We start from the raw sequence: 26,088 nt of genomic DNA, 5'->3' as shown, positions 1-26,088 counted from the left end.
TATGGTTGAGGAAAAAAAGGAAAAGTGTATGGAACAGTCTGAAGGACAGGTTAATATTCAGGAAATTTTTTTCCGTTGTCTGGTTCACTGGCCTTGGTTCGTGGTTTCAGTAATTGTATGTATCGCCTGTGCGTGGGGATACCTGCGACTGACAACACCCGTTTATAATATTTCCGCTACAGTCTTGATTAAGGATGATAAGAAAGGCGGTGGTACAAGTATGTCTTCCGAACTGGAAAGGATGGGGTTGGACGGTTTTGTCTCTTCGTCCAGTAATGTTGATAATGAAATTGAAGTGCTCCGCTCGAAGTCTTTATCCGGAGAGGTGGTAAACAATTTAGGACTGTTTGTTACCTATATGGATGAAGACGAGTTCCCGAAAAAGGAACTTTATCAGACCTCTCCTGTATTGGTGAGCCTTACTCCGCAGGAGGCAGACAAGCTTCCTGGCAGGATGGAAGTCGCCATGACTCTTCAACCGACAGGTGTGATGGATGTACAAATGAAAGTGGGTGATAAAGAATACCGGAAACAGTTTGAAAAATTACCTGCCGTATTCCCGACAGATGAGGGTACGGTCGCATTTTTCGCAAATAATGATACCTTATCTGCTGTTCGTCCGGAAAGCGTGACAAAAGAACGTCATATTACGGCTTTCATTAACAGACCTTTCTCTGTAGCAAAAGGATATGCCAGCTCCTTGTCAATAGCCCCCACTTCGAAAACGACTTCTGTTGTTGTCATTTCATTGAAGAATACTAATCCCCGTCGTGGTAGGGATTTTATCAATAAACTGCTTGAGATGTACAACATCAATGCGAATAATGACAAGAATGAAGTGGCCCAGAAAACGGCAGAGTTTATAGATGAACGTATCGGTATTATTTCCAAAGAGTTGGGCAGTACTGAGCAAGATCTGGAAAATTTCAAACGTACAGCAGGTATTACGGATTTGAGTAGTGAGGCACAGATCGCCTTGACGGGTAATGCGGAATACGAAAAGAAACGTGTGGAGAATCAGACCCAGATCAACCTTATTGTTGATTTGCAAAAATACCTTCAGGGTAGTGAATATGAAGTGTTGCCTGCCAATGTTGGTTTGCAGGATGGTGGCCTGGTTGGAGCAATCTCGCGTTATAATGAGATGCTAATTGAACGTAACCGTCTGTTGCGTACCTCCACTGAAAGTAATCCGGCGATTGTCAACCTTAATACCAGTATCCGTGCCATGCGTAGCAATGTGCAGGCCACTTTGGATGCTACCTTGAAAGGATTACAGATCACTAAAGCTGATTTGGATCGTGAAGCGAGTCGTTATTCCCGTCGTATCAGTGACGCACCGACTCAGGAACGTCAGTTTGTAAGCATTGCCCGCCAGCAGGAAATCAAATCGGGACTGTATCTAATGCTGCTTCAGAAACGTGAGGAGAATGCTATTACTTTGGCAGCTACGGCAAATAATGCCCAGATAATTGATGCAGCGATTGCTGATGATAATCCCGTTTTCCCTAAAAGGATGATGGTCTATCTGGTTGCTTTGTTTTTGGGAATGGGAATCCCGGTAGGTATCATCTATCTGATAGGCTTGACCAAATTCAAGATTGAAGGACGTGCCGATATAGAGAAATTGACTTCACTTCCGGTTGTAGGTGATATTCCATTGGCAGATGAGAAATCCGGTTCAATTGCGGTCTTTGAGAATCAGAACAACCTGATGAGCGAGACTTTCCGTAATGTCCGTACCAATCTTCAGTTTATGCTTGAAAGAGATAAGAACGTAATTTTAGTAACTTCAACTATCAGTGGTGAAGGTAAATCCTTTGTATCATCCAATTTGGCTATCAGCCTTTCTTTGTTAGGTAAGAAAGTTGTAATTGTTGGTCTTGACATTCGCAAGCCCGGTCTGAACAAAGTGTTCAATATCCCCAAGAAAGAGCATGGTATTACTCAGTTCCTGACTAACCCGAGTATGAACTTGATGGATCTGGTTCAACCTTCGGATATCAACAGGAATCTTTTTATTCTTCCGGGTGGAGCAGTTCCGCCCAATCCAACGGAATTATTGGCCCGTGACGGATTGGAGAAAGCCATCGAAATATTGAAGACTAACTTTGATTATGTGATTCTGGATACCGCTCCTGTTGGTATGGTAACCGATACTTTGCTGATAGGTCGTACTGCTGATTTATCGGTATATGTATGCCGTGCTGATTATACCCGTAAGGCAGAGTTTACTTTGATTAATGAACTTTCTGAAAATAAAAAGCTGCCTAATCTCTGTATCGCTATAAACGGCTTGGATCTTCAGAAAAAGAAGTACGGCTATTACTATGGCTATGGCAAATACGGCAAGTATTATGGCTATGGCAAGCGTTACGGTTACGGCTATGGCTATGGAGAGAAGCATGCAAGGTCGGGAAGGTAAATAACATTGATATAGATAAAACCAAATCAAACATAATATGCGTGATTTCAAAGAGATTCGGGTCGCAGTAGCCGGAACAGGCTATGTGGGGCTGAGCATAGCGACACTGCTATCACAACATCATCATGTAACCGCTGTGGATGTAGTTCCGGAAAAGGTGGAGAAACTGAACGGCAAGGTTTCTCCTATCCAGGATGATTATATCGAGAAGTATCTAACTGAAAAGCCACTTGACCTTGTAGCCACTTTGGACGGAAGGGCAGCCTACGCTGACGCCGACTTTGTGGTAATAGCCGCTCCTACAAACTATGATCCTGTGAAGAATTACTTCGATACGAGCCGTGTGGAGGAGGTTATCGACCTTGTGCTTGAAGTGAATCCTGATGCTATAATGGTGATCAAATCGACGATTCCGGTGGGCTATACCCGTAACCTTTATGTGAAATATGCCAAAAAAGGAGTAAAGAAGTTCAACCTGCTGTTCTCACCGGAGTTCCTCCGTGAAAGCAAGGCTCTTTATGACAATCTCTATCCGAGCCGTATCATCGTAGGCTATCCGAAGATTATTGACGGTCCGGAGTTTGCGGAAGAAAACAAGGCTATCCAGTCCGTCACGGATGTCAATATGTTGCAGGAAGCTGCCAGGACATTTGCCGCCCTTTTGCAAGAAGGGGCTGTCAAAGAAAACATCGACACGCTCTTCATGGGTATAAAAGAGGCGGAAGCAGTCAAGCTCTTCGCCAACACCTACCTGGCTCTCCGTGTCAGCTACTTTAATGAACTTGATACATACGCGGAAATAAAGGGATTGGACAGTAAAGCGATTATTGAGGGCGTAGGCCTTGATCCCCGTATTGGGACACATTATAATAATCCTTCATTCGGTTATGGCGGTTACTGCCTGCCGAAAGATACCAAACAACTTCTTGCCAACTATCAGGATGTTCCCCAGAACATGATGTCCGCAATTGTGGAATCAAACAAGACCCGCAAGGATTATATAGCCGATGCAGTGCTTCGTAAGGCAGGCTATTATACAGGAAACGGACAATGGGACGCATCCAAGGAGCATACCTGCGTCATCGGTGTATACCGCCTGACCATGAAATCGAACTCTGACAATTTTCGCCAGTCCGCCATTCAAGGTATAATGAAACGTATCAAGGCGAAGGGTGCGGAAGTGATCATCTATGAACCCACGCTTGAGGACGGGACTACATTCTTCGGCAGCAGGGTCGTTAACGATCTTACCGGATTCAAAGCGCAAAGCAAGGCTATCATAGCCAACCGCTTTGACAACAGTCTGGAAGATGTGGAAGCCAAGGTTTATACACGTGACATTTTTAGAAGGGACTGACCATGTTGCCATATAATATAGAGCTGGACGAAAAGACTGTGCTTGTAACGGGTGCTGCCGGTTTTATTGGGAGCAATCTTGTCATGCGTCTTTTCCATGATTTTCGAAATATCAAGGTAATCGGTATTGATTCCATCACCGATTATTACGACGTCAATATCAAGCATGAGCGTCTCAAGGAAATAGAGTCGTTAAACCGTGACTGGACTTTTGTCCGTGCCTCGATTGCCGATAAGGATGCGGTAGAAAGAATTTTCTCTGAAAACAGAATTTCCGTTGTCGTAAATTTTGCGGCCCAGGCGGGCGTCCGTTACAGTATCACCCATCCTGATACCTATGTCCAAAGTAATCTTATCGGTTTCTATAATATCCTTGAAGCCTGCCGTCATTATGAGGTGGAGCACTTGGTTTATGCCTCTTCATCATCCGTATACGGCAGTAACAAGAAAACTCCGTATTCAACTGATGACAAGGTTGACAACCCGGTCAGCCTTTATGCGGCAACAAAGAAGAGTAACGAGTTGATGGCTCACGCATACTCAAAACTCTACAATATTCCATCAACAGGCTTGCGTTTCTTTACGGTTTATGGTCCTGCAGGTCGTCCGGATATGGCGTATTTCGGGTTCACCGACAAGCTTGTAAAAGGCGAAACTATCAAGATTTTCAATTATGGTAATTGCAAGCGTGATTTCACCTATGTGGATGATATTGTGGAGGGGGTAGTACGCATTATGCAACACGCTCCGGAAAAAGAGAATGGAGAAGACGGACTTCCGATTCCACCATACAAAGTATATAATATCGGTAACAGTCATCCGGAGAACCTGCTTGAATTTGTGACTATTCTTCAGGAAGAATTGGTTCGTGCCGGTGTGCTTCCGAAAGACTATGATTTTGATTCCCATAAAGAACTTGTGCCTATGCAACCGGGTGATGTGCCTGTTACTTATGCTGATACTACTCCATTGGAACAGGATTTTGAATTTAAACCGAGTACAAGTTTGAGAGATGGACTAAGAAACTTTGCAGAGTGGTATGTAAAGTTTTATAATACGGAGAAATAAAACAATAAAACAATAAAACTATGAGCATTTTTGCGGGTAAAACCCTAATGATTACCGGTGGAACAGGTTCTTTCGGTAATGCAGTCTTGAATCGTTTTCTTCGTACCGATATCGGTGAAATTCGTATATTTTCACGTGACGAGAAGAAACAGGACGATATGCGCCACGAATATCAGGTAAAGTATCCTGATGTGGCAAACAAAATAAAATTCTTTATCGGTGATGTACGCAACCTCCAGTCTTGTAGGAACGCCATGCCGGGAGTAGACTATATCTTCCATGCCGCTGCCTTGAAGCAGGTTCCGAGTTGCGAATTTTTTCCAATGGAAGCTGTCAAGACGAATGTAATCGGTACTGACAATGTATTGACGGCTGCTATTGAGGCGGGTGTTGGTGCCGTAATCTGCCTTTCCACGGATAAGGCTGCCTATCCAATCAATGCTATGGGTATCACCAAAGCTGTTGAGGAAAAGATAGCGGTGGCAAAGAGCCGTTACTCCGGTAAGACCAAGATTTGTTGTACGCGTTATGGTAACGTGATGTGTTCCCGTGGTTCAGTCATTCCTCTCTGGATAGAGCAGATCCGCAATGGTAATCCTGTAACATTGACCGAGCCTAAAATGACGCGCTTCATCATGTCATTGGAAGAAGCGGTGGATCTCGTATTGTTTGCTTTCGAACATGGTCAGAATGGTGACATCCTTGTTCAGAAAGCTCCGGCTTGTACCATCCGGACTCAGGCGGAAGCTGTCTGTGAGCTCTTTGGCGGCAAGAAAGAAGATATTAAGGTTATCGGCATTCGTCATGGAGAGAAAATGTATGAAACATTGCTGACCAATGAGGAATGCGCCAAAGCAGAGGATATGGGCAATTTCTATCGTGTACCGGCAGATAACCGCGGGTTGAATTACGATAAATATTTCAAAGAGGGTGAGACAGAGCGTAACACGCTTACAGAGTTCAATTCAAACAATACGCGAATCCTCAACGTGGAGGAAACTAAAGCCAAGATTGCAGCTTTGGAGTATATAAAGAAGGAGTTGAGCGGTGAGGGCAACTTCGTACAATAATAAAACTATGAAGATATTAGTAACCGGTGCCAAAGGTTTTGTTGGGAAGAATCTTTGCGCCCAACTTAATAACATCAAGGACGGTAAGGCTCGTTGTTATGGTGAACTGAAGATCAGTGACGTATTCGAGTACGATCTTGACTCTACTCCGGAACAACTTGATAATTGGTGCAAAGAAGTCGATTTCGTATTCAACCTTGCTGGGGTAAACCGCCCTAAAGACAATGATGAATTCATGAAAGGTAATTTCGGCTTTGCAAATACATTGCTTGATACCTTGAAGAAATATCATAACACTTGTCCCGTTATGCTTTCCTCCAGTGCGCAAGCCTCGTTGACCGGTCGTTTTGGTAACAGCGAATATGGTCGTAGCAAAAAGGCGGGTGAAGATCTTTTCCTACAATACGGTAAAGAGACAGGAGCCAAAGTTTTGGTCTATCGTTTTCCGAACCTTTACGGAAAGTGGTGCCGTCCAAACTATAATAGTGCTGTAGCCACTTTCTGCAATAACATTGCCAATGACTTGCCTATACTGGTCAACGATCCGAGTGTGGAACTTGAGTTGCTTTACATTGATGACCTTGTGGACGAAATGATTCATGCCCTGAAAGGTGGGGAACATCATTGCGAATTCGAGGGGCTTGATGTACATCCGGAGGCTGACGGCAGATATTGCTATTGCCCTGTTACCCATAAAGTGACGCTTGGTGAAATCGTTGGTTTATTACATCAATTCGCGGAAATGCCTAAGACGCTGATGATTCCGGAAATCCCGACTGATTCATTTGCAAAACGTCTGTACAGCACGTTCCTAAGTTACTTGCCAAAAGAAAAAGCGATTTTCGACTTGAAGATGAATGTGGACCAGCGTGGTAGTTTCACGGAACTTGTACATACCTTAAATTGCGGCCAGGTAAGCATTAATATCTCCAAACCGGGCGTTACCAAGGGCGAACACTGGCACAATACCAAATGGGAGCAGTTCATTGTGGTCAGTGGACATGGACTCATTCAGCTTCGTAAAGAAGGTACAGAGGAAGTCTTGAACTATGAGGTGAGCGGAGAGAAAATACAGTCTGTCATTATGCTTCCTGGTTATACTCATAACATCATTAATCTCTCTGATACGGAAGATTTGGTAATAGTTATGTACTGTAATGAGATATTTAATCCGGATAAACCAGATACGTACTTTGATAAAGTAGAAAAATAATATGGAAAAACAACCCAAATTTGATTATTCAGATATAAAATTCAAGGACAACGGCAAGTTGAAACTGATAATCGTAGTCGGCACTCGTCCTGAGATTATCCGTTTGGCGGCAGTAATCAACAAGTGCCGTAAGTATTTCGATGTGATTCTTGCCCATACGGGTCAGAATTATGACTATAACCTCAATGGCATATTCTTTAAAGATTTGAAGTTGGCAGAGCCGGAAGTATATATGGATGCCGTAGGCGATGATCTGGGAGCTACTTGTGGTAATATCATTAATTGCTCTTACAAGCTTTTTGCACAGACTAAGCCTGACGGAGTTCTTGTACTTGGTGATACAAACTCATGTTTGAGTGTAATTGGTGCAAAGCGTCTACATATTCCAATTTTCCATATGGAAGCAGGTAATCGCTGCAAGGATGAATGTCTTCCAGAAGAAACCAACCGTCGTATTGTTGATATCATCAGTGATGTGAATATGGCATACTCCGAACACGCCCGAAGATATCTTGCCGACTGTGGGCTGCCTAAAGAGCGCACTTATGTCACGGGTTCACCTATGGCAGAAGTACTTCACAATAACCTTGCAGAAATTGAAGCCAGTGATATTCATCAACGTCTTGGTTTGGAGAAAGGAAAGTACATTCTGCTCTCAGCACATCGTGAGGAAAATATCGATACCGAGAAGAACTTCATGTTGCTCTTCAATGCTATCAACCGTATGGCCGAAAAGTACGATATGCCAATCCTTTATAGTTGTCACCCACGTAGTCGTAACCGTCTTGCAGAGAGTAGTTTTAAACTTGATGAACGGGTTATCCAACATGAGCCTCTTGGCTTCCATGATTACAATTGTCTCCAGATGAATGCCTTTGCCGTAGTTAGTGATAGTGGAACACTTCCAGAGGAATCTTCGTTTTATGCATCTATCGGCAAGCCAATCTCTGCAATATGTATTCGTACGAGTACAGAACGTCCGGAAGCTCTTGATAAAGCATGTTTCATCCTCTCTGGTATCGATACCAAGGGGCTTCTTCAGTCCATTGATCTTGCTGTTCAAATGACAAAAGATGGTAATCATGGTATTCCTGTTCCTAACTACATAGATGATGTGTCTAATAAGGTTGTTAAGATTATTCAGTCATATGTTGGGGTTGTTAACAAGATGGTTTGGCGCAAGGAGATTTAGGCTTTTGCAATCAGTATTTACTAATAATATGCACAATCTTAAACTCAATTCGTAACAGTATCTGTGCGATATCTTCCGTTGGATAAAAAATACTGCGGAAGATGAGTCTATATATCTTCTTCCCATAAATGTAGCCACAGGTTGCTATCATATGAGGTCAATATATGAATTATAAAAACAAATGTTTTAGACTCTTAACTAGACTGAACTGATATAAAAACATAACAAGCAAATGTCAAGTAATACTTCTAATAACAAACAACTTCTTTATGAAGTGGTAGTGATCAGACTATTTCTGATAGTGATGCTTGTGTTCTATCATGCTTTTGCGATATTCTCTGGCGGATGGGCACCTATTGAGGATTACCCGGAGATACCTGTGTATGATTTGATGGACAAGCTGTCATATGCCTGCTTGCTCGAAACTTTTGTGTTCATATCAGGATATATCTTAGGCTATCAAGTAAGGCAGAAAGGAGCTGAGAAGGTGCTGAAGGCAAAGAATATATTTGTGAAGAAATTCAAGCGATTGATTATCCCCTCTATCATTTTCAGTACTATCTATCTATTGATGTTTAGAGACTATCATCAGTCTATACTTACATCAGTATATCGGATATTATGTGGCGTAGGACACATGTGGTTCTTACCCATGTTGTTTTGGTGCTTTGTAATTGTGTATTTTATAGAGAAAATAGAAATAAAGAGGCAGTGGGCAATAGTATTACAATTCTTCGCAATGTTTATGTCATTTCTGCCTTTACCTTTCGGTATGGGAGTTGCATTGTACTATGTGATATTTTTCTATGTAGGATACATATTGCAAAAGGAAGATATAGTCGGCTCATGCAATATCAAACGTTGGTTGCCTATTCTTACAATTTCATTCGTTATTGCATTCTTGAATAAAATGTGGCTAGGAAACATCTCAGATTTCTCACTCATTGGATATCCGATAGCTGATAAGATACTATATGTATCTTTGATGACATTCGTTAGGTTTGTGTGCGCTTCTGTTGGCATAATAATGTTGTATGCAACTTTTAAAAGCTTTGTACATCGTTCATTATCAGGAAAATATTCAAGGGTGCTAAGCGAATGTTGCTTTGGGGTCTATCTGTTTCAGCAGTTTATCCTAAAGGCTATATATGAATCGTCAGTTCCCCAAATGATTAACCCATATATACTGCCTTGGACATCATTCGTAATTACGCTAATATTGTCATCATGCTTAACAATAGTGATAAGAAAAACAAAAGTTGGAAGAAATATATTGTAGTTCAATGGTCAATGAATCATCAAATTGCAAACTTATAAGTGCGACAAAGTGGTCAGAATCACAGAAGTTCTTTGGTGGTTTTGTGGGGTGAGGTGTCTTCTAATAGTATGCGTTTAAAGTTTATTTAAGGTTATTTCATTCGATTCTTCTATATTGGTTATTGAACATTTATGACAAAACAATATAATATAAAGTATAAAGAGTGGTTGAAAGATAGTCGTGATATGAATATTATCACAATCTTTACCCCAACCTACAATCGAGCAAACCTCATTCAACGAGTTTATGAATGTCTTTTGAATCAGACGGACAAGAGATTCGTATGGATTCTTGTCAATGATGGCTCAAAAGATAACAGTGATGAAGTAGCAGAGGAGATTCTTGAGAAAAATGAGTTACCGATACTCTTTATCTCGAAGTCTAATGGAGGGAAGCATAGTGCATTTGAAGTCGCCTTTAATGAGGTAAGAACAGAATATTTCATGTGCATGGATGATGATGATATCTACTCGCCTAAGGCCGTTGCAACATATCTTGGTGAATGGGATTACATAAAACAAGAGAATAAATTTGAGAAGATTGGTGCCATTCGCACTATAACCCAGGAAGAGGATGGTACAATAGTTTCGAGAAAACCATTCAATAAGTCTTTTCTTGGAACACGAATTGACCAAACAACACTAGAGAGTAATTATATCAAGCACGAGTATTTTGAGAATTGGACCTGCTATCGTACAGGAGCGTTACATTCCGTTGATCTTTTTCCGAAACACTACTGGATGCACGACCAGCATAAATTCTTTTCTGAAGGTATCTGGCAAGGGCGTTTTGCTCGTAAATACCAATGCCGTTATTACTTCGTCGTGCTTCGTGAATATCGTCATGATACCGAAACAAGTATTATTCGAGGTCACAAGAGTCGCCAGCATTATGTTGATATGTTTATCAACACAAAGATGATATTGGATGAGCACTTGGATTATATAAAGAAGTCACCGTCTCATTTCATTCAAGATGTAGCAATTGTAAGTATTTTGAGACACAAGCTCGGAATCTCATTGAAGGAACTACTGAAAAATACAAAGTCTGTATTACTGAAATGCTGTTTCGTGCTCGCCATACCATTGGCATACTTAGCGCGTAACCCTAAGATTAGTAAGTAATATGCTTTATAAAAAGAATTATTTAATATATGCACTGTTTGCTGTATTAATAACCTATACGGCATATACCTTTCTTTGGACACGCTTTGGTTTGGGAGTAACTTTTGTTGTGCAGTTAGCTCTCTTGGGCTTGGTTATTTTAGGGTTCTTTGCATATCTTGTTTCACCATCATCCGGAAAGAACTCTTGGATTAATTGGTTATTTGCTGTGTGGGTAACGCAGGCTCTTGCTTATACATTGGGCGACTCGTCTGCTACAACACAATTTAAAGAATCAACGTTTGTGCTATTATGTGCGGCACCAATTATTTCTCAAAAATACAATCCCAAGCATGCGAAATATTTCATGATAGTTATGGGAGCTGTTTCCATAGCTATGTATTTTGTAACAATTTCTATGATGCGACTTGAAAATGAAAACAGTTATGGTGGTGGTTACCTGATCTTAGTGGCTTTCCCCGTTTTACTTTACTTCTTCCGCCATAAGTCGATTCGTATCCGGATGATTATTTCCATAATAACCTTTGTGTTGGTGTTATTATCAATGAAACGAGGTGATATTTTGTCTTGTATATTAGTAATATTGGTTTACTATTATATAATGTTGCGACATAAGGGCAAAATAGACTCCAAAGTTATTGTTGCTATAATTTTCGTCGCTTTTGCAGGTTTTCTTATTTTTAAGTATATGTTGTCAACATCAGATATCTTTGCATGGAGATTTGAACAAACTATGGAAGGAGATAGTAGTAATCGCGATGATATATACTCATCTCTGATCAATAACTTCTTGAATGCGCCTTTCGATGTTCAATTATTTGGAGGTGGCTTTGATGCTTCAGTAAAGATTGCAGGTATCCGAGCTCATTCTGATATACTTGAGGTGTTATCATGTGAAGGTATCTTTGGACTTACCATTTATCTTGGTGCTTTCTTTTCCCTCTTTCGTCAAATGCGTAGGAGAGCTGATGTGGCAGAAAAAGCTATACTTGCTTCGGTCCTTGTAATATGGCTCGTGAAAATGGTATTTTCCATGTTCATTTTCTCGCAACCTACAATTATCTTATTTGTACTAACCGGTTATATTTTGAATAAAAGAATTGATAAACAATATGAATATTAGCATGCTTTTCTCATCATGCGATAAGTATGATGATGCTTGGGTTCCTTTCTTCACCCAGCTCAAAAAATTCTGGCCAGAGTTTGATATGCCTGTCTATATGAGCATAGAGTCTAAAACTTTCCAATTCGAGGGCTTTGATATCCGTTGCCCGCTTGCAGATGGTCCGGTATATAAGCAGTGGTCCGAACGTCTGTTGAAATTGTTGGAGCATATCGATACGGAATATGTGTTGTTCACATTGGATGACTTTTGGCTGACAGCTCCAGTTAACAATGGTATTTTTGAGCGTATCTACTCTTATATGGAAAACGATAAGCGTATGGGGTTTGTGTGTCTGAAACAAGAGATAATCAAAGGCAAATCTTCAGCAAAAGACATTGCTGCAAGTGTAGATTGCGAATATCCTGAATTGTGGAGATGTCTTAAGAACAAGAGTTTTCGTATTACTACCCAGTTTGGACTTTGGAAACGCTCTTATCTGATTAAGATTCTCAGAACTCATGAGTCAGCATGGTATTTTGAGACCCGGGCCACATGGAGAAGTAAATTCTGTTGGGAACGTGTATATGATGTAAAAGAGACTGTAATTACATATCCCATAGGTGGTTTTTTTGGGGGGGGACAGTGCTATGAAGATTATAAAGACTTGTTTGATGGTGAGCTAATCAAGCCTTGTGTGGAAAAACGAGGATTTATCCACTTTGGCGATCATCGCGATTATCCTCCTACACCTAAAGGTTTTTACTATTATTTCTCAATCTTCCGATCAATGCTTCCGAAATGGTAATAAGCGAAAATAGAAAAGCAATTATCTGGAGTGGAATAGAAAAAGTTGGCACCTACGTTGTCAATTTCGCGATTCAAATCTTGTTGGCTCGATTGTTATGTCCTAATGACTATGCGGTCGTAGCTATGTTGGCTATCTTCTTTTCCATATCTCAAGCCTTCATCGATAGTGGCTTTGCTACTACACTTATTCAGAAACAGGACTGTACTCAAACCGACTATAGCTCGGTATTCTATTTTAATATGCTGGTTGGTGGTGTCGTTTATCTGCTATTTTTTTTCGGAGCACCGTTCATAGAGTCGTTCTATAACTTCGAAGGGCTTGCTTTGGTAACGAGAGTTTACTCGCTGAACTTATTCATTAATTCGTTTGCGATGGTTCATCGAGTTATATTGACGAAGGAGTTGAGGTTTAAGAAGATTGCCTTAATTACATTTTTATCTTCGATAGTTTCTGCAATTCCCGCTATCATAATGGCATATTTAGGATATGGATATTGGGCTCTTGTAGGTCAAAGTTTAATGAGTGCAGTTGTTACTTCCGCATTGCTTGTGTACCAATCTAAATGGTGTCCGTCGTTAATCTTTTCTAGGAACTCCTTGGCTAAGCTTGCACCTTTCGGTTTGAAAATGCTTGTGGTATATCTCTTCCACGCAATATATAATAATGTGTATTCATTATTAATTGGCAAGAAGTTTCCTGCTCAAGAACTTGGTTATTACGATAGAGGAAAGACCCTTAGTAGTATGGGACCAGTTGGTTTCAGTGACTTCTACACGAGAGCTCTTTATCCCATTCAGGCGAAGGTCCAGAATGATACACCAACACTGAGACAGTCCTATAACAAGTCGTTTTCAGTGATGTGTTTAGGCATAGTGCCAATTGCTGCATTTATGTTCTTTTTTGCCGAGGAGACCGTCTATTCACTATTCGGAGAACAATGGATGAATTGCTCCTTTATCCTTCGAATTCTCTGTTTGGGTTATATGTTCTATCCTCTTCAAACGCTTAATATGAATATGTTGAAGGTCAAAGGTAGAGGAGACTATATGTTGATTGCTGAAGTGATTAAGAAGATAATGGGTATTACTTGTGTCCTTGTTTTGATAAATTTCGATTTGAAATTGGTGGTGATTGGGTGGACATGCTGTTCAATCATTGAGTTCTTGATTAGTGAAGGATTCTTTTTGAAACTGTACCGATTCTCGCCTTCAATTACTATAAAGACGTTAGTGGTAACAGTAGTGGGTACTTTTGTACTGTCTTTCGCATTATCTATAGCCACAACTCTTCTGTTTGATAATATGTTTGTTCGTTTTATAGTTGGAGGCATTGGCTTTATGGCGATATATGGTTTAAGCAACTTTAGAAAAATAAAAAGACTGATATGAGTGAAATCTCTATATTGATAGCTGGAGATTATTCTCCGAAGGAACGTTTTCAGAAGGAGTTGGAAAACAATTCTTATACAGATTTGTTCCCAGGAGTTAAAGAGGCTATATTATCTGTTGATTATTCTATAGTCAACTTTGAGACTACGATACCTACACGAGAATCGCTACCGATTGATAAGGTAGGTAGTCATCTTGCAGCTAAAGAGGATGCCTTGGCCCCATTGAAATGGTTAGGCTTCAATATGCTTACAATGGCTAATAATCATTTTATGGACTATGGAGAAATAGCTATGGAGCATAGTATGAACCTAGCTAAGCAGAATGGTTTTGAAGTTATAGGTGCTGGTCATAGTTTAGCAGAAGCACGTTGCTTTAAGGTTGTAGATGTTCAAGGTCAGAAGGTAGCGGTTATCAACGCTTGCGAGCACGAGTTCTCTATTGCTAGTGAGAGAAAAGCGGGCTGCAATCCCTTAGATATAATTAATTTGTCGTACGATATCCAACAAGCTAAGTTACAAGCTGATTATGTGATTGTTATAATTCATGGTGGCAATGAGCACTATAAACTCCCTAGCCCGAGGATGAAGAAGACTTATCGATTCTTTGTTGATCAGGGGGCAGATGTTATACTCAATCACCACCAGCATTGCTATTCTGGTTATGAAGTATACAAAGGAAACCTTATCTTTTATGGTTTGGGCAATTTCTGTTTTGACTCTGCCAGTGATATCAAGTATCGTCATGAGACATACAACTTTGGGTATCTAGTCAAACTACATTTGTCGTCATCGATTTCATTTGAATTGCTCCCATACGAGCAATGTTATGAGAAACCTGGTGTTTATCTTTTTGATGGTGCGAAAAAAAAGAATTTTGAGAAAGACATTGCTGAACTAAATGTAATCATAGCAGATGACGAAAGGCTAACTAAAGCTTTCGAGGAAATGGCAAGAAAAAAACGAGACTTTGTATACAGATGTTTCCGTCCGTTTACAAGTCGTATTGCTAATTCGCTGTATTATCGGGGGCTTTTGCCATCATTCCTTACAAAGGAGCGTCTCAAAATTATCACAGCAACATTGGATTGTGAGGCTCATAACGACATATTAATGACTAATCTGAAATCAGAGTAATGAAGTCAAGAGTTAAATATGTTGATACTATGAGAGAACTCGTTATCCTTACAGTTGTTGTCGGACATTTGGTACAACGTAACATAGCGGAGGCATTTCTTATCCCTTGTTTGACTTGATTTATAACTTCTACATGCCATTGTTCTTCTTTATGTGGATGCATGCAATGGCTTAGTTATATAGCAAAAATAAATGTAAATCATTGAATGTGATGTGAATAATGGGGGATAATGCAGCTGTTTGGAGGCAAAAGTGGAGCGATGATAGTAAAACTATTATGGGCAACCATATATTCTATGGATAGTAAACTCTGTTCTGGGGAGTTGGCTATTCTTGAGATTAGTAAATATCTGCTATCATTTATGTTGTTCTTTGGAAAATATTCATTGCTTATGTTGACACCCACACGTTAAGCGTATTTTTTTAATTCAATTAGAACCGTCAACAATTACCTACATTACGATAGTAACTATAACAACCGTTCTAGTCCATGCTCTTACTAAATATTTACCGATAATTGAAGGAAAAAATTAAATTCAAAAGTAATGGTATCAATAAAAAGAGGTATAAAATACCTGTTTCATAATAGAGTACAGTTTGTAGATTCAATCGTAAAAAACTATCTAAGTTTCTTACCGGACAAGTTGTATCTGTCCCTTCGTTACAGGTGTCTAATGGGATATTGGATTGACTGGAAGAATCCAAGGACGTTTACAGAGAAAATTCAGTGGCTCAAGGTCTATAATCGGAAGCCTGAGTATACTATGATGGTAGACAAGTATGCGGTCAAGCAGTATGTGGCCGATCGTATTGGTGAGGAGTATATCATTCCAACACTTGGAGTATGGGACACCCCTGAAGATATTGATTGGAATTCGCTTCCGAATCAGTTTGTGCTTAAAACAACTCATGGAGGAGGTGGATGTGGTGTGGTTGTTTGTAGAGATAAGAGAAGGTTTAGCAAACAGGATGCTATTGCTAAATTATGGTCGTCTTACAATTCTGAGATTTATCCTAACCTACGCGAGTGGCCTTATAAGAATGTGCCTAAACGCATCATTGCGGAGGAGTTTATGGCGTCTGTGAAAAATACAGCTTCAACTGATTTGTCAGACTATAAGTTCTTCTGTTTTAATGGCGAGCCGACGTACTGTCAGGTGATACGCGACCGTTACTCAAAGGAGACTATCGACTTCTACGATATGGAGTGGAACCATCAAGAATTTGTTGGCCTTAATCCCGTTGCTCGTAATGGTCTGACTCCCGTTGCTCGTCCCGAACATCTCGATGAGATGATAGGGATTTGCCGAAAGCTCGCTAATGACCACACGTTTGTTCGTGTTGACCTCTATGTTATTGACGAAAAGCAATATTTTGGTGAACTTACATTCTATCCTGCTTCAGGAATTGGCACATTTCTCCCGGAGGTATGGAATGGTAGATTAGGAGATTTGCTAACCTTACCTAATGCAATGTGAATGGAAAAATCTACTTCGGCGAATTGATTTTTATTCTGCATCTGGATTCGGACATTTACGCCTGAAGAATGGCAATATAAATTGGGTGACTTTCTTATTTTGTCGTCATGATACATTAGTATCTTCAATACACTTCTTTGAAGAATTAATAACTAGAATAGGATTGTATTTATAATTATAATATTTTGACGATATGGTGTATTCTGTATTAATCAGAACATTGGGAACTGCTGGAGAAAAGTATCTTCAGACACTTTTGGCTGTGGCGGACCAAACGATTAAGCCTTAAAAAAAATATATAGCTATACCTCATGGATATGAAAACCCTAAAGAAACATTAGGAATTGAGACCATTATCCATACTTCAAGAAAATAAGAAATAAAACAGTATAAATGAAAAAAATCCTTCTCTTTACAGACAGTCTTGGTGCTGGTGGTGCACAACACCAACTGGTGGGATTGGCTGTATTCTTGCAGCGGGCGGGATATGCCGTTAAAGTGTGTACCTATTACAATTTTGATTTCTATAAAAGTATTCTTTATGAGAATCAAGTTGCCAACGAACTGATTCCTTGTGCTGACAACAGCAAGAAACGTATCTTAGCGGTTAGTAAATACTTTAAGCGTGAGAATCCAGATTGGGTAATTGCTTATCAGGAAACTCCATCTCTTTTGGCGTGTGTAGCTAAAATTATGGGGCGCGATTATAGACTTATGGTAAGTGAAAGAAACACTACGCAAAAGATTGGTATGAATGAGCGTGTTCGTTTTTTTCTCTACCGATGGGCTGATGCTGTTGTACCTAATAGTTATGCTCAAAGTGATTTTTTGCTTTCCTACTACCCTTGGATGAAATCAAAGCTTACGACTATCAGTAACTTTGTAGATTTGGAGCGATTCGATTTTTCATCAAAGCATAGAAGAAAACAACCGTTGATTGTTGTTGCTGCCAGTATATGGCCTCCCAAAAATACGGTAGGTCTTATTCAGGCAGTTAAAATCTTGAAAGATCGTAGGGCGTCATTCCGAATAGAATGGTATGGGATAAGTGATGTGTACAATGACTATTTAGATCAATCAAAAAAACTTATCAAGGAGTTGGAGTTGGAGGATTATATTAATTTGCTTCCAAAGTCTAAGCAGATACAGGAGAAGTATAAAGAGTGTGATTATTTTTGTCTCCCGTCATTTTATGAGGGAACTCCAAATGTGATCTGTGAAGCAATGTCATGTGGTCGTCCTATAATATGTAGTAAGGTTTGTGATAATCCTGTGTATGTTGCAGAAGATGAGAATGGCTTCTTATTTGATCCTAAGTCCCCTGTGGCAATTGCAGATACCATTCAACGTGCTTTGCAGATATCAGATGAAAAATATTTATCGTATTGCGGTAAGTCACGCGAAAAGGCAGAACGGTTGCTTTCAAAAAAGTTTTTTGTAGATAAGTATATAACAATAATTGAAGGTAGATGATGAAAGTATTATTCTGCTCTCCATATTCCGATGCTCCAAAGGTTATAAAAGGGGGAATCAATACTTGGGGACGATACATAATGGCCTATTACAAACAGTATGGGAAGAATCAGGTAAAGATGATACCTGTATCCTTGGATCGTACCGTATGCGTAGATGAGAAAGCATCTTTTGTGGTGCGTTTGATCTGTGGATTTCGTGAACAGATAGGTCCTGTAAAAAAGGCTATTAAGCATATGGATTCAGAGAGACCATTGGTAGCGCATTTTTGTACAAGTGCAGGCTTGGGGCTCTTTCGTGATTTACTTTTTCTCAGAGAAGCAAAGAAAAGAGGTATCAAGACAGTTGTCCATCTGCATTTTGGTCGTATACCAGAACTTGCTAAAAAAAATAATTGGGAATGGAAGTTACTCTCCAAGGTATTACATATGTGTGATGTGCCTGTTGTGATGAACCGACCGACTGAGAAGACACTTATTGATGAAGGTTTCAAGAATGTTACTTATCTGCCTAATCCTCTTGGCGTGAGTGTCCTTGATTCTATTTATAGTACAGAAGGGAAATATGAGAGAATTCCCCGCCGTCTGCTCTATTGCGGACATGTATTCAAGTCTAAAGGGGTGTTGGAATTAGTAGAAGGTTGCAGCCGTATTCCGAATATAGAGCTCCGTGTGGTGGGTAAGTACTCTCAGGATATAAAAGCTGAAATGCAGTCTATAGCTGTAAAGTCGGGAAAAGATATTTCATGGCTTGTTTTTGTTGGTGAAGTGTCTCACGAAGATGTAATTCGTGAATTCTTTCAAGCAGATATGTTTGTGTTTCCGTCTTATTCAGAAGGTTTTCCAAATGTCATTTTGGAGGCAATGGCTTGTGGATGTCCGATTGTATCGTCAGGTGTGGGTGCCATTCCTGAAATGCTTGACATTGATGGAAATGCTTGTGGTGTCTGTTTTAAATCTCGTAGTGCTGATGAAGTTTATAGTGCAGTCAGTTCTCTTATTGATAATCAAAAGCTAAAATCGTTATTTGCCGCCAATGCTAGGGCTCGTGTGAATAGTATGTATGCAATACCTCAGGTTTGGAAGGAAATGGTAAATATTTGGAAGAAATGAGCATTGTTAGAAAAATAAAAAATAATCTTTTTGTGAGGAATTGCTGGATTGCTTTTGAACATCTGAAACGCTTCTTCTGTGGTAGAAGTCAATTCGCTCAATGTGCTGAATCTGTAGTAATTATCCCTCCCTATAGCTTTGGTAATCCTAAGAATATTGTGCTGGGACCGAACATTGGATTGGGATCGAATGCACATATTTCTGCCCTCAATGCTAGGTTTATCTGTAAAGGCAATTGTGCCATAGCCGAAAACTTGACTGTCCACACAGGCAATCATGCTCGTGTTGTTGGTATGTATGTAACAGATATTACAGAAGCTAATAAACCTAAAGGGTATGATCTGGATGTCGTTGTAGAAGAAGATGTTTGGATTGGCTCGAATGTAACGTTACTTGCTGGCGTAACTATTGGTAGAGGTTGCACAATAGCTGCAGGTGCTGTAGTTGCTAAGTCAATGCCTCCTTATTCCATCTGTGGTGGTGTGCCTGCTAAGTTCATTAAGTTTTATTGGACGATTGATCAGATTCTTGAGCATGAAGCAAAATTATATCCAGATTCTGATAGATATATGCGCCAACATCTAGAACAGATATTTAGAAAGTATAATAGTAGCGTTTAAAAACTTTTTGTAACCGTCTATCTGGAAACAGATGTTGATGAGATGAAGTTACGATTGGCATATTCTGAAATAGCCCATCTTAGGGTGTGATTTCAGAATTATATCGTGGGCAGACAGGCCTTGTAGCCTATGCTGCTGAATTGCGTGCTGACTTTAATCGTCAACGAGAAGAAGACCGTCGGTTATTTGATTCTCAGATGGATGATCTAAAATCTTTCTATCAGTGCCGATGTTCGATCAGTCTGATCGGCATAAACAAGAGATACGAGATTTGAATGAAAAGCATTAGTCTAACCTCGAAAATTTTAAACTTAGCGAGGAAACGCTTAACCTAGCATCGTTTAGGAAAAGACAGCTTTGGAAACGTTCGTCCGAACAAATAAAATAGGTGGAAGTCTAGAAGAAAGATTGCAGCGAAGGCTTAAGAATACTGAACCAATCGTAGGTAGGATTAATGATAAGTTGGAGTATTTTGCCAAAAGTAATTTCTCAAAATTAGGTAAGCTGACCACTCGAGCTTCAAAGTATATGAAGAAAGAATGGCAGGCTATGAGTAGAATTCTTCAGGATGGAAATTTGGAAATATCAAATAACTTGGATGAACAGATGATGAGACATATCAAGCTGAATTTAAAAAACTGCCTGAATATAGGTTGTGAAGATTCTGCATTAGATTATGCCTTCATGTATTTTGTGTCAGAAAGTTATGACATCAATGGGGATGGTATCTAGGTGAGCTGATACAGAAACTTGTGGACAAAAAACGCCTATTACCCTGTTTTCTCAATAAATAAAAGTTAAATTCAAATATTCTTTTTAGCATTTCTATAATGTTCATGAATGAGGTGGAGCGATATGCGGAGAAATAGATGTATACATAGTTAAATTAAAGTTAAACTCAAAATACTTGGCACTGTTTACTGCTGAAAATCAGTAGGAAAACAGTGCTAAGTGCTTACAATCAACAATAATGGAAAGGAAAAAGAAAATACTGATTCACTCTTTAATCTTCAGTCCTGATGGAGTATCTACAGCTTATCTTTACAACGACATTGCGTTGGCTTTTAAGTGTGTTGGATATGATGTGGTAGTACTTTCGACTACTCCTCATTTCAATGTGGTGAAGGAACAGCTGGAGAAGCAGCCTATGAAGTGGGGTGTGGGGGGACTGTATAAGAAGAGCTTGTTCTACGATATCCCAGTTTATCACATTCCCCAGAAGAAGTTTAAAAGTACGTTGCTCAGGTTGATTGGCTTTGTGTATTGGCATATCGTGTCGTTCTTCGTTGGCTTATTTATCAGGAATGTGGATGTGATTGTTTCACCATCGCCTCCATTGACTATTGGTCGACTTAATAACTGGCTCGGAAAGCTGAAAGGTTGTAAGGTGGTGTATAACGTGCAGGAGATTTATCCGGACATCTTGAACAAGTCTGAGACGAGTCTGGTGTATCGTTGCCTTCGAGGAATGGAGAAACGTGTGTATAATAAGTCGACTGCTGTTACGACTATTGATCAGGTATTCTACGATACGATTGTGGATCGCTTTGAGGATAGAAGTAAGTTGCACATCATCCCTAACTTTGTGGATACGGACTTATATCACAGTGGTGTTTCTACTGATGCTTTGGATAAGAATCTGTTTCCAGAGAATGATAACATTAAGTTGATGTATGCTGGTAATATCGGTTTGGCTCAAGATTGGTATCCATTGGTGAGATTGGCTGAGAAGACTAAGGATATGCCTGTAGAATATTTCCTGATTGGTATGGGGATAAAGAAACAATGGGTAGAGGATCAGAAGGTTGCTCTTGGTTTGGATAAGTTGCATATACTAGACTATCAGCCACGGCAGTTGATGCCTGCCATTTTGGCCTATAGTGATTTGCAATACATCTTCATGACTCCTGAAATGGAAGGCATGGGGTTTCCGTCAAAGGTATACACTATCATGGCTTGCGGCCGTCCGTTATTGGTCTGTAGTGGTGACAAAACTCCTATCGTGAATTTCTTGAAGCCTGTGGGTTGCGCAAAATTAGTGACTAATCATGATCTTGAACAGAAGACCGACGAGATGGCTGAATGGCTTAAAGGGATGACTCGTGATGAGTTGCGTGAGATGGGTGCTCTGGGTGAAGAAACTATTAAGGCTCAATACACCAAGGAGATTGTGACAAAACAGTATGTAAATTTGATTGATTCACTTTTAAAGTAAGAAACGGAGTATTATGAATATCCTCATCACCGGAGTCCACGGTTTCGTCGGCTCTAATTTAGTGAAAGCGCTCGCGCCAGAGAATACAATATATGGTCTGGACATTGTGGCTCCTAAGAAAGAAGGTATAGTAAAGACTTTCTCATGGGACGATTGGGGTAGTATTGACTTCCCGCAAATTGATGCTGTTATTCATCTTGCGGGTAAGGCCCATGACACTCGCAATAAGAGTACAGCGGATGTATATTTCAAAGTAAATACAGGTCTTACTCAACGTATTTTTGATTGGTTTCTTTCCAATGAATCTGCAAAGAAGTTTATATTTTTCTCTACAGTAAAGAGTGCTTCTGACAAAGTGGAAGGCAAATGCCTTACAGAAGAATGCGTTCCCACTCCCGTAGGCCCTTATGGAGAGAGTAAAATTAAAGCGGAGGATTACATAATCGGGCATTTTGCCCCTGAAGCTCTCGAACGTCCTTATCACAATTTTGATGATAGCGACTCTCTTGTAAAAGGGAAGAATGTGTACATTATACGTCCTTGTATGATTCATGGTCCTGGAAACAAGGGTAACCTCAATCTTCTTTATGGAGTAGTGAGCAAGGGGATTCCATGGCCTCTTGGTGCTTTTGAGAATCGTCGGTCGTTTACCAGTATTGGAAATCTTTGTGTAGTAATTGACGGATTTCTAACTAAGAATGTACCTTCAGGTATTTACCATATGGGAGACGATGAAGCTCTTTCAACTAATGAACTCATTCAAGTTATTTGTGAGGCTCTTGGTAAGAAAGCTCATATATGGTGCATTCCGAAAGGTCTGATGAACGGAGTTGCAAAAGTGGGTGGTTGGTTTCATCTTCCGCTCAATCCTCTTCGAATGCAGAAGCTCACAGAAAACTATGTAGTGAGTAATGCCAAGATCAAGGCTGCTCTTGGCATTACGCAGATGCCGGTAAGAGCGAAGGATGGATTGATGAATACTATTAAAAGTTTTAAGTAGTAAAATGATTATGAATACATACTTGACTTACGGAATCATTTTCGTGATTCTATTGGTATTAGAGTTATGTTATTTCAAGGTGGCTGACCACTTTAACATTATTGACAAACCCAACGAACGCTCATCACACTCCACGATTGTATTGCGTGGCGGAGGTATAATCTTTTTGATTGGCGTATGGATTTGGAGCGCCTTCTTCGGATTTCAATATCCTTGGTTTCTACTAGGCCTGACACTTGTATCAGGCATTAGCTTTGTAGATGACATCCATTCATTACCGGACTCTGTAAGATTGGTCGCTCAATTTGCAGCTGCTGCAATGGCATTCTATCAGCTCGGCATATTGCATTGGTCAATGTGGTGGATTATACTGTTGGCACTAATAGTATATGTCGGTGCCACGAATGTAATAAACTTCATGGATGGAATCAATGGTATCACAGCAGGATACTCTTTGGCTGTATTGGTTCCATTGACGTTGGTGAATATGAATGGTGTTTTTGTAGAACAGAGTTTGATCATATCAACGATTCTTTCTTCATTGGTGTTTTGTATTTTCAATTTCCGTCCGAAGGGGAAAGCGAAATGCTTTGCAGGGGATGTCGGCTCTATCGGTATTGCTTTTATTATACTGTTTCTGTTAGGTAATGTGATGATCAGGACAACGGATATTACTTGGCTGATATTCTTGTTAGTATATGGTATGGATGGCTGTCTGACTATTGTACATCGTATTATGTTGCACGAGAACTTGGGCGAGGCACATCGTAAGCATGCTTATCAGATTATGGCTAATGAGTTGAAAGTGGGGCATGTAAAAGTTTCATTGCTGTATACGGTTATGCAGTTAGTGATTTCTCTAGGATTTATCTATCTTTGTCCCGATACAGTGCTTGCTCATTGGTTATATCTGGTGGGTGTATCAGCTGTATTGGCTATTGCTTACATATTATTCATGAAAAAAAACTATCATTTACATGAAGAATATCTTATATCATTGAAACAATAATGATTATGGAATTTGATAAAGAATTTTTAGATAAGTTATTTGAGCAAGCTATGGAGAATCCACGCTTGCGTCAGAACTTCGATTTGCGTACCTCACCTGCTGATACCAGCCAGCGAATGCTTAACGCGTTACTTCCGGGTACAGTTGTGCCCATTCATCGGCATGAAGATACTACCGAAACTGTAATCTGCCTGTGTGGTAAGTTGGACGAAGTAATTTATGAGGAAGTAGTTTCGTATGAGAAGGATACGGATGATTTTCAGAAGGGGATGAGTGTACAAAATGTAGCTCGTAAGGTTGAGTATCGAGAAGTACAGCGTATCCATCTCAATCCTACAGAAGCCAAGTATGGTTGTCAGATACCTAAGGGTGCATGGCATACTGTGGAAGTGATTGAACCATCTGTCATCTTTGAGGCTAAAGATGGAGCTTATGCTCGTTAAACGATGAAAAACAATGAATAAGAAGTACTGAAAGTGCTTTTTAATACGCTATGTTATAATTGAACATTTACAATGAGATGGAAAAATGTAGGTCCCTAGATTCATGTGACAAACATGAATCCCTACATTTAGTAGATTAGGAGCAATACAGTGGTATTGTCCTAATCTTGCTCTTCATATAAGTGTTAACACTTATATGATTTCCAAAAATACCAACTGTCTGTGAAGATCGTTGATATTTTTTATATAATAAGGCTGTGGTGAAAATCTAAAAGGAGCTACTTTTGACAAGAAATTACTTGAGAATACTCTTTCACCGCATCAAAGCACGGACATCCTTTCATTGGATTCAAGTCCCGGTGTCCCACAATCAACGCTTTCGGAAACTGTCTTTTCAACTCCCTCAACAAAGCAAGCAAAGCTCCTTTTTGCTCCAATGTACGCGTATCTTTCGGTTTCCCGTTCGCATCCACTCCTCCCTCATAACAAACACCAACCGAATGGGCATTATGATTACGGCAGTGTGCCCCGACCTTTTCTAACGCACGTCCCCGGTGAATCTCCCCATCACGAGTGATGTAAAAATGATAGCCAATATCACGGAAACCACGGTGCAAGATATGATCCTGTCGGCAAGCCTCCGCCGAAAGGGACTTTCCTTCCGGCGTGGCACTGCAATGAATGATAATTAATGTAATAGTCCGCATGGGTTACATGCAACTTTGTATTCCGAACACACCTCCGATGGCGGTGGCTACAGTGATAACGATTTTGAGGACTAAGCTCCATACAGAGCGGGGAGATGATGATTTACTCATACAATAACAGGTTTTAAATAAATTAATAATAGTTTTCTTTTACCACAGATTTACCGTAGATTTGTCATAGATTTACCACAGAACTACACAGACTCACACAGATAAATAATCGACTACTCAAGTAACTACCAATTCAATATAATCTGTGAAAATCTGTGTAATCTGTGGTGAACCTTTTAAGCAGCCGGGTCAGGCGCTTCGCCGCCACCATCCGGTTTCGGATCAGGGTTATCACCCGAATCAGAACCTCCTCCGGCAGTTGTCGGTTTCTGATATTCCGCCTGCTGCTTCAACTGACTGTCGAGTTTCAGATTATTGGTCGACAGATTACCGGTGGCACGGGCTTTCAGACGCATACCGGTAATATTCTTCTCCAGCGAAAACTCTTCCAGCGTATCAGCCGCCTTACTGCGAATACCCACCCCAAAAATGGCAAGATCATCAATTTTCACACATTTGCCATCCAGCAACAATTCCTTGATGCAATCTACCATATCCGAAAGCACACCTTTGATGACACCACCGGAATACGGTGAATTGTGCTTCGACATATGCTCGGCAAGTTTTGCCAAATCAAACGTCTCGTCGCTTACTGCACGGGCGAACCACTTACCCGCATTCAAGCCTTTCTTCTGCTGGTTCTGATAAATCTTGTAACGAATCATAAAACAATAAATTAAAGGGTTAAACATCGTGTCCGGGGAATTATTTCCCTTT

25 protein-coding genes are annotated in these 26,088 nt (G+C 40.1%); 22 read left to right on the top strand and 3 right to left on the bottom strand.

The genetic code is table 11. From position 1 onward, the window contains the following. Position 1: 1 nt before the first annotated feature. From AB3G73_RS06245 to AB3G73_RS06140, 22 genes are all read left to right on the top strand, one after another. Positions 2-2,425 (top strand): GumC family protein, encoded by a 2,424-nt coding sequence (locus tag AB3G73_RS06245; RefSeq protein WP_367743757.1) that lies wholly within the window; start codon positions 2-4, stop codon positions 2,423-2,425. Between the two features lie 37 nt (positions 2,426-2,462). Then, positions 2,463-3,782, top strand: a complete 1,320-nt coding sequence (locus AB3G73_RS06240) for a UDP binding domain-containing protein (protein ID WP_367743755.1) — start codon at positions 2,463-2,465, stop codon at positions 3,780-3,782. Between the two features lie 2 nt (positions 3,783-3,784). Continuing rightward, the gene (locus AB3G73_RS06235) at positions 3,785-4,849 is read left to right on the top strand and encodes an NAD-dependent epimerase/dehydratase family protein (RefSeq protein WP_008022754.1); all 1,065 of its coding nucleotides are present in this window, start codon (positions 3,785-3,787) and stop codon (positions 4,847-4,849) included. Positions 4,850-4,869: 20 nt separating this feature from the next. Further along, positions 4,870-5,919 (top strand): polysaccharide biosynthesis protein, encoded by a 1,050-nt coding sequence (locus AB3G73_RS06230; protein WP_148367430.1) that lies wholly within the window; start codon positions 4,870-4,872, stop codon positions 5,917-5,919. Positions 5,920-5,926: 7 nt separating this feature from the next. Continuing rightward, positions 5,927-7,132, top strand: coding sequence for an NAD-dependent epimerase/dehydratase family protein (locus AB3G73_RS06225; protein WP_367743751.1), 1,206 nt, complete (start codon positions 5,927-5,929; stop codon positions 7,130-7,132). Position 7,133: 1 nt separating this feature from the next. Next, positions 7,134-8,324, top strand: a complete 1,191-nt coding sequence (locus tag AB3G73_RS06220) for a UDP-N-acetyl glucosamine 2-epimerase (protein ID WP_367743749.1) — start codon at positions 7,134-7,136, stop codon at positions 8,322-8,324. 232 nt (positions 8,325-8,556) lie between these two features. Further along, positions 8,557-9,603, top strand: coding sequence for an acyltransferase family protein (locus AB3G73_RS06215; protein ID WP_367743747.1), 1,047 nt, complete (start codon positions 8,557-8,559; stop codon positions 9,601-9,603). Between the two features lie 170 nt (positions 9,604-9,773). After that, positions 9,774-10,766 (top strand): glycosyltransferase family 2 protein, encoded by a 993-nt coding sequence (locus AB3G73_RS06210; protein WP_367743745.1) that lies wholly within the window; start codon positions 9,774-9,776, stop codon positions 10,764-10,766. Position 10,767: 1 nt separating this feature from the next. After that, entirely contained in the window at positions 10,768-11,889 is a 1,122-nt protein-coding gene (locus AB3G73_RS06205) for an O-antigen ligase family protein (RefSeq protein WP_367743741.1), read from the top strand. Then, positions 11,879-12,676: a hypothetical protein gene (locus AB3G73_RS06200; RefSeq protein WP_367743738.1), complete on the top strand. Its 798-nt coding sequence runs from the start codon at positions 11,879-11,881 to the stop codon at positions 12,674-12,676. Before AB3G73_RS06205 ends, AB3G73_RS06200 begins: the two co-directional genes overlap by 11 nt. Then, positions 12,670-14,067 carry a lipopolysaccharide biosynthesis protein gene (locus tag AB3G73_RS06195; protein WP_367743733.1) on the top strand — a complete coding sequence of 466 codons (1,398 nt, stop codon included), beginning with the start codon at positions 12,670-12,672 and terminating at the stop codon, positions 14,065-14,067. The genes AB3G73_RS06200 and AB3G73_RS06195 overlap by 7 nt, the downstream gene beginning before the upstream one ends. Beyond that, positions 14,064-15,203 carry a CapA family protein gene (locus AB3G73_RS06190; RefSeq protein WP_367743729.1) on the top strand — a complete coding sequence of 380 codons (1,140 nt, stop codon included), beginning with the start codon at positions 14,064-14,066 and terminating at the stop codon, positions 15,201-15,203. Before AB3G73_RS06195 ends, AB3G73_RS06190 begins: the two co-directional genes overlap by 4 nt. A 545-nt stretch (positions 15,204-15,748) precedes the next feature. After that, positions 15,749-16,681 (top strand): ATP-grasp fold amidoligase family protein, encoded by a 933-nt coding sequence (locus tag AB3G73_RS06185; RefSeq protein WP_367743726.1) that lies wholly within the window; start codon positions 15,749-15,751, stop codon positions 16,679-16,681. A gap of 393 nt (positions 16,682-17,074) precedes the next feature. Further along, positions 17,075-18,154, top strand: a complete 1,080-nt coding sequence (locus AB3G73_RS06180) for a glycosyltransferase family 4 protein (RefSeq protein WP_367743722.1) — start codon at positions 17,075-17,077, stop codon at positions 18,152-18,154. Further along, entirely contained in the window at positions 18,151-19,266 is a 1,116-nt protein-coding gene (locus tag AB3G73_RS06175) for a glycosyltransferase family 4 protein (protein WP_367743718.1), read from the top strand. The genes AB3G73_RS06180 and AB3G73_RS06175 overlap by 4 nt, the downstream gene beginning before the upstream one ends. Then, positions 19,233-19,886: a DapH/DapD/GlmU-related protein gene (locus AB3G73_RS06170; RefSeq protein WP_367743714.1), complete on the top strand. Its 654-nt coding sequence runs from the start codon at positions 19,233-19,235 to the stop codon at positions 19,884-19,886. The genes AB3G73_RS06175 and AB3G73_RS06170 overlap by 34 nt, the downstream gene beginning before the upstream one ends. Positions 19,887-19,972: 86 nt before the next feature. Then, positions 19,973-20,161 (top strand): hypothetical protein, encoded by a 189-nt coding sequence (locus tag AB3G73_RS06165; RefSeq protein ID WP_367743712.1) that lies wholly within the window; start codon positions 19,973-19,975, stop codon positions 20,159-20,161. Positions 20,162-20,243: 82 nt separating this feature from the next. After that, positions 20,244-20,618 carry a transposase gene (locus AB3G73_RS06160; RefSeq protein WP_367743710.1) on the top strand — a complete coding sequence of 125 codons (375 nt, stop codon included), beginning with the start codon at positions 20,244-20,246 and terminating at the stop codon, positions 20,616-20,618. 238 nt (positions 20,619-20,856) lie between these two features. Beyond that, a complete protein-coding gene (locus AB3G73_RS06155; RefSeq protein WP_367743708.1) occupies positions 20,857-22,101 on the top strand; it encodes a glycosyltransferase family 4 protein in 1,245 nt (414 codons plus the stop codon). A 13-nt stretch (positions 22,102-22,114) separates the two neighbouring features. Further along, positions 22,115-23,101, top strand: coding sequence for an NAD-dependent epimerase/dehydratase family protein (locus AB3G73_RS06150; RefSeq protein WP_367743706.1), 987 nt, complete (start codon positions 22,115-22,117; stop codon positions 23,099-23,101). 4 nt (positions 23,102-23,105) lie between these two features. Beyond that, positions 23,106-24,110 (top strand): glycosyltransferase family 4 protein, encoded by a 1,005-nt coding sequence (locus AB3G73_RS06145; RefSeq protein ID WP_367743704.1) that lies wholly within the window; start codon positions 23,106-23,108, stop codon positions 24,108-24,110. 5 nt (positions 24,111-24,115) lie between these two features. Continuing rightward, a complete protein-coding gene (locus tag AB3G73_RS06140) occupies positions 24,116-24,553 on the top strand; it encodes a WbuC family cupin fold metalloprotein (RefSeq protein WP_367743702.1) in 438 nt (145 codons plus the stop codon). 278 nt (positions 24,554-24,831) lie between these two features. Here the strand turns inward: AB3G73_RS06140 and AB3G73_RS06135 are convergent, their stop codons facing one another. The 3 genes from AB3G73_RS06135 to AB3G73_RS06125 form a co-directional block, all read right to left on the bottom strand. Then, a complete protein-coding gene (locus AB3G73_RS06135) occupies positions 24,832-25,260 on the bottom strand; it encodes an N-acetylmuramoyl-L-alanine amidase (protein ID WP_367743700.1) in 429 nt (142 codons plus the stop codon). 3 nt (positions 25,261-25,263) lie between these two features. Further along, positions 25,264-25,371, bottom strand: coding sequence for a smalltalk protein (locus tag AB3G73_RS06130; RefSeq protein ID WP_004303578.1), 108 nt, complete (start codon positions 25,369-25,371; stop codon positions 25,264-25,266). Between the two features lie 176 nt (positions 25,372-25,547). Beyond that, positions 25,548-26,036: a DNA-binding protein gene (locus AB3G73_RS06125; RefSeq protein WP_099145941.1), complete on the bottom strand. Its 489-nt coding sequence runs from the start codon at positions 26,034-26,036 to the stop codon at positions 25,548-25,550. Positions 26,037-26,088: the final 52 nt, after the last annotated feature.

The organism is Bacteroides sp. L008, assembly GCF_040812255.1.
In the GTDB taxonomy this organism is placed as follows: Bacteria; Bacteroidota; Bacteroidia; order Bacteroidales; family Bacteroidaceae; genus Bacteroides; species Bacteroides vicugnae.
The sequence above is the reverse complement of the archived record's forward strand: the minus strand, read 5'-3'. Positions and strand labels throughout refer to the sequence as shown.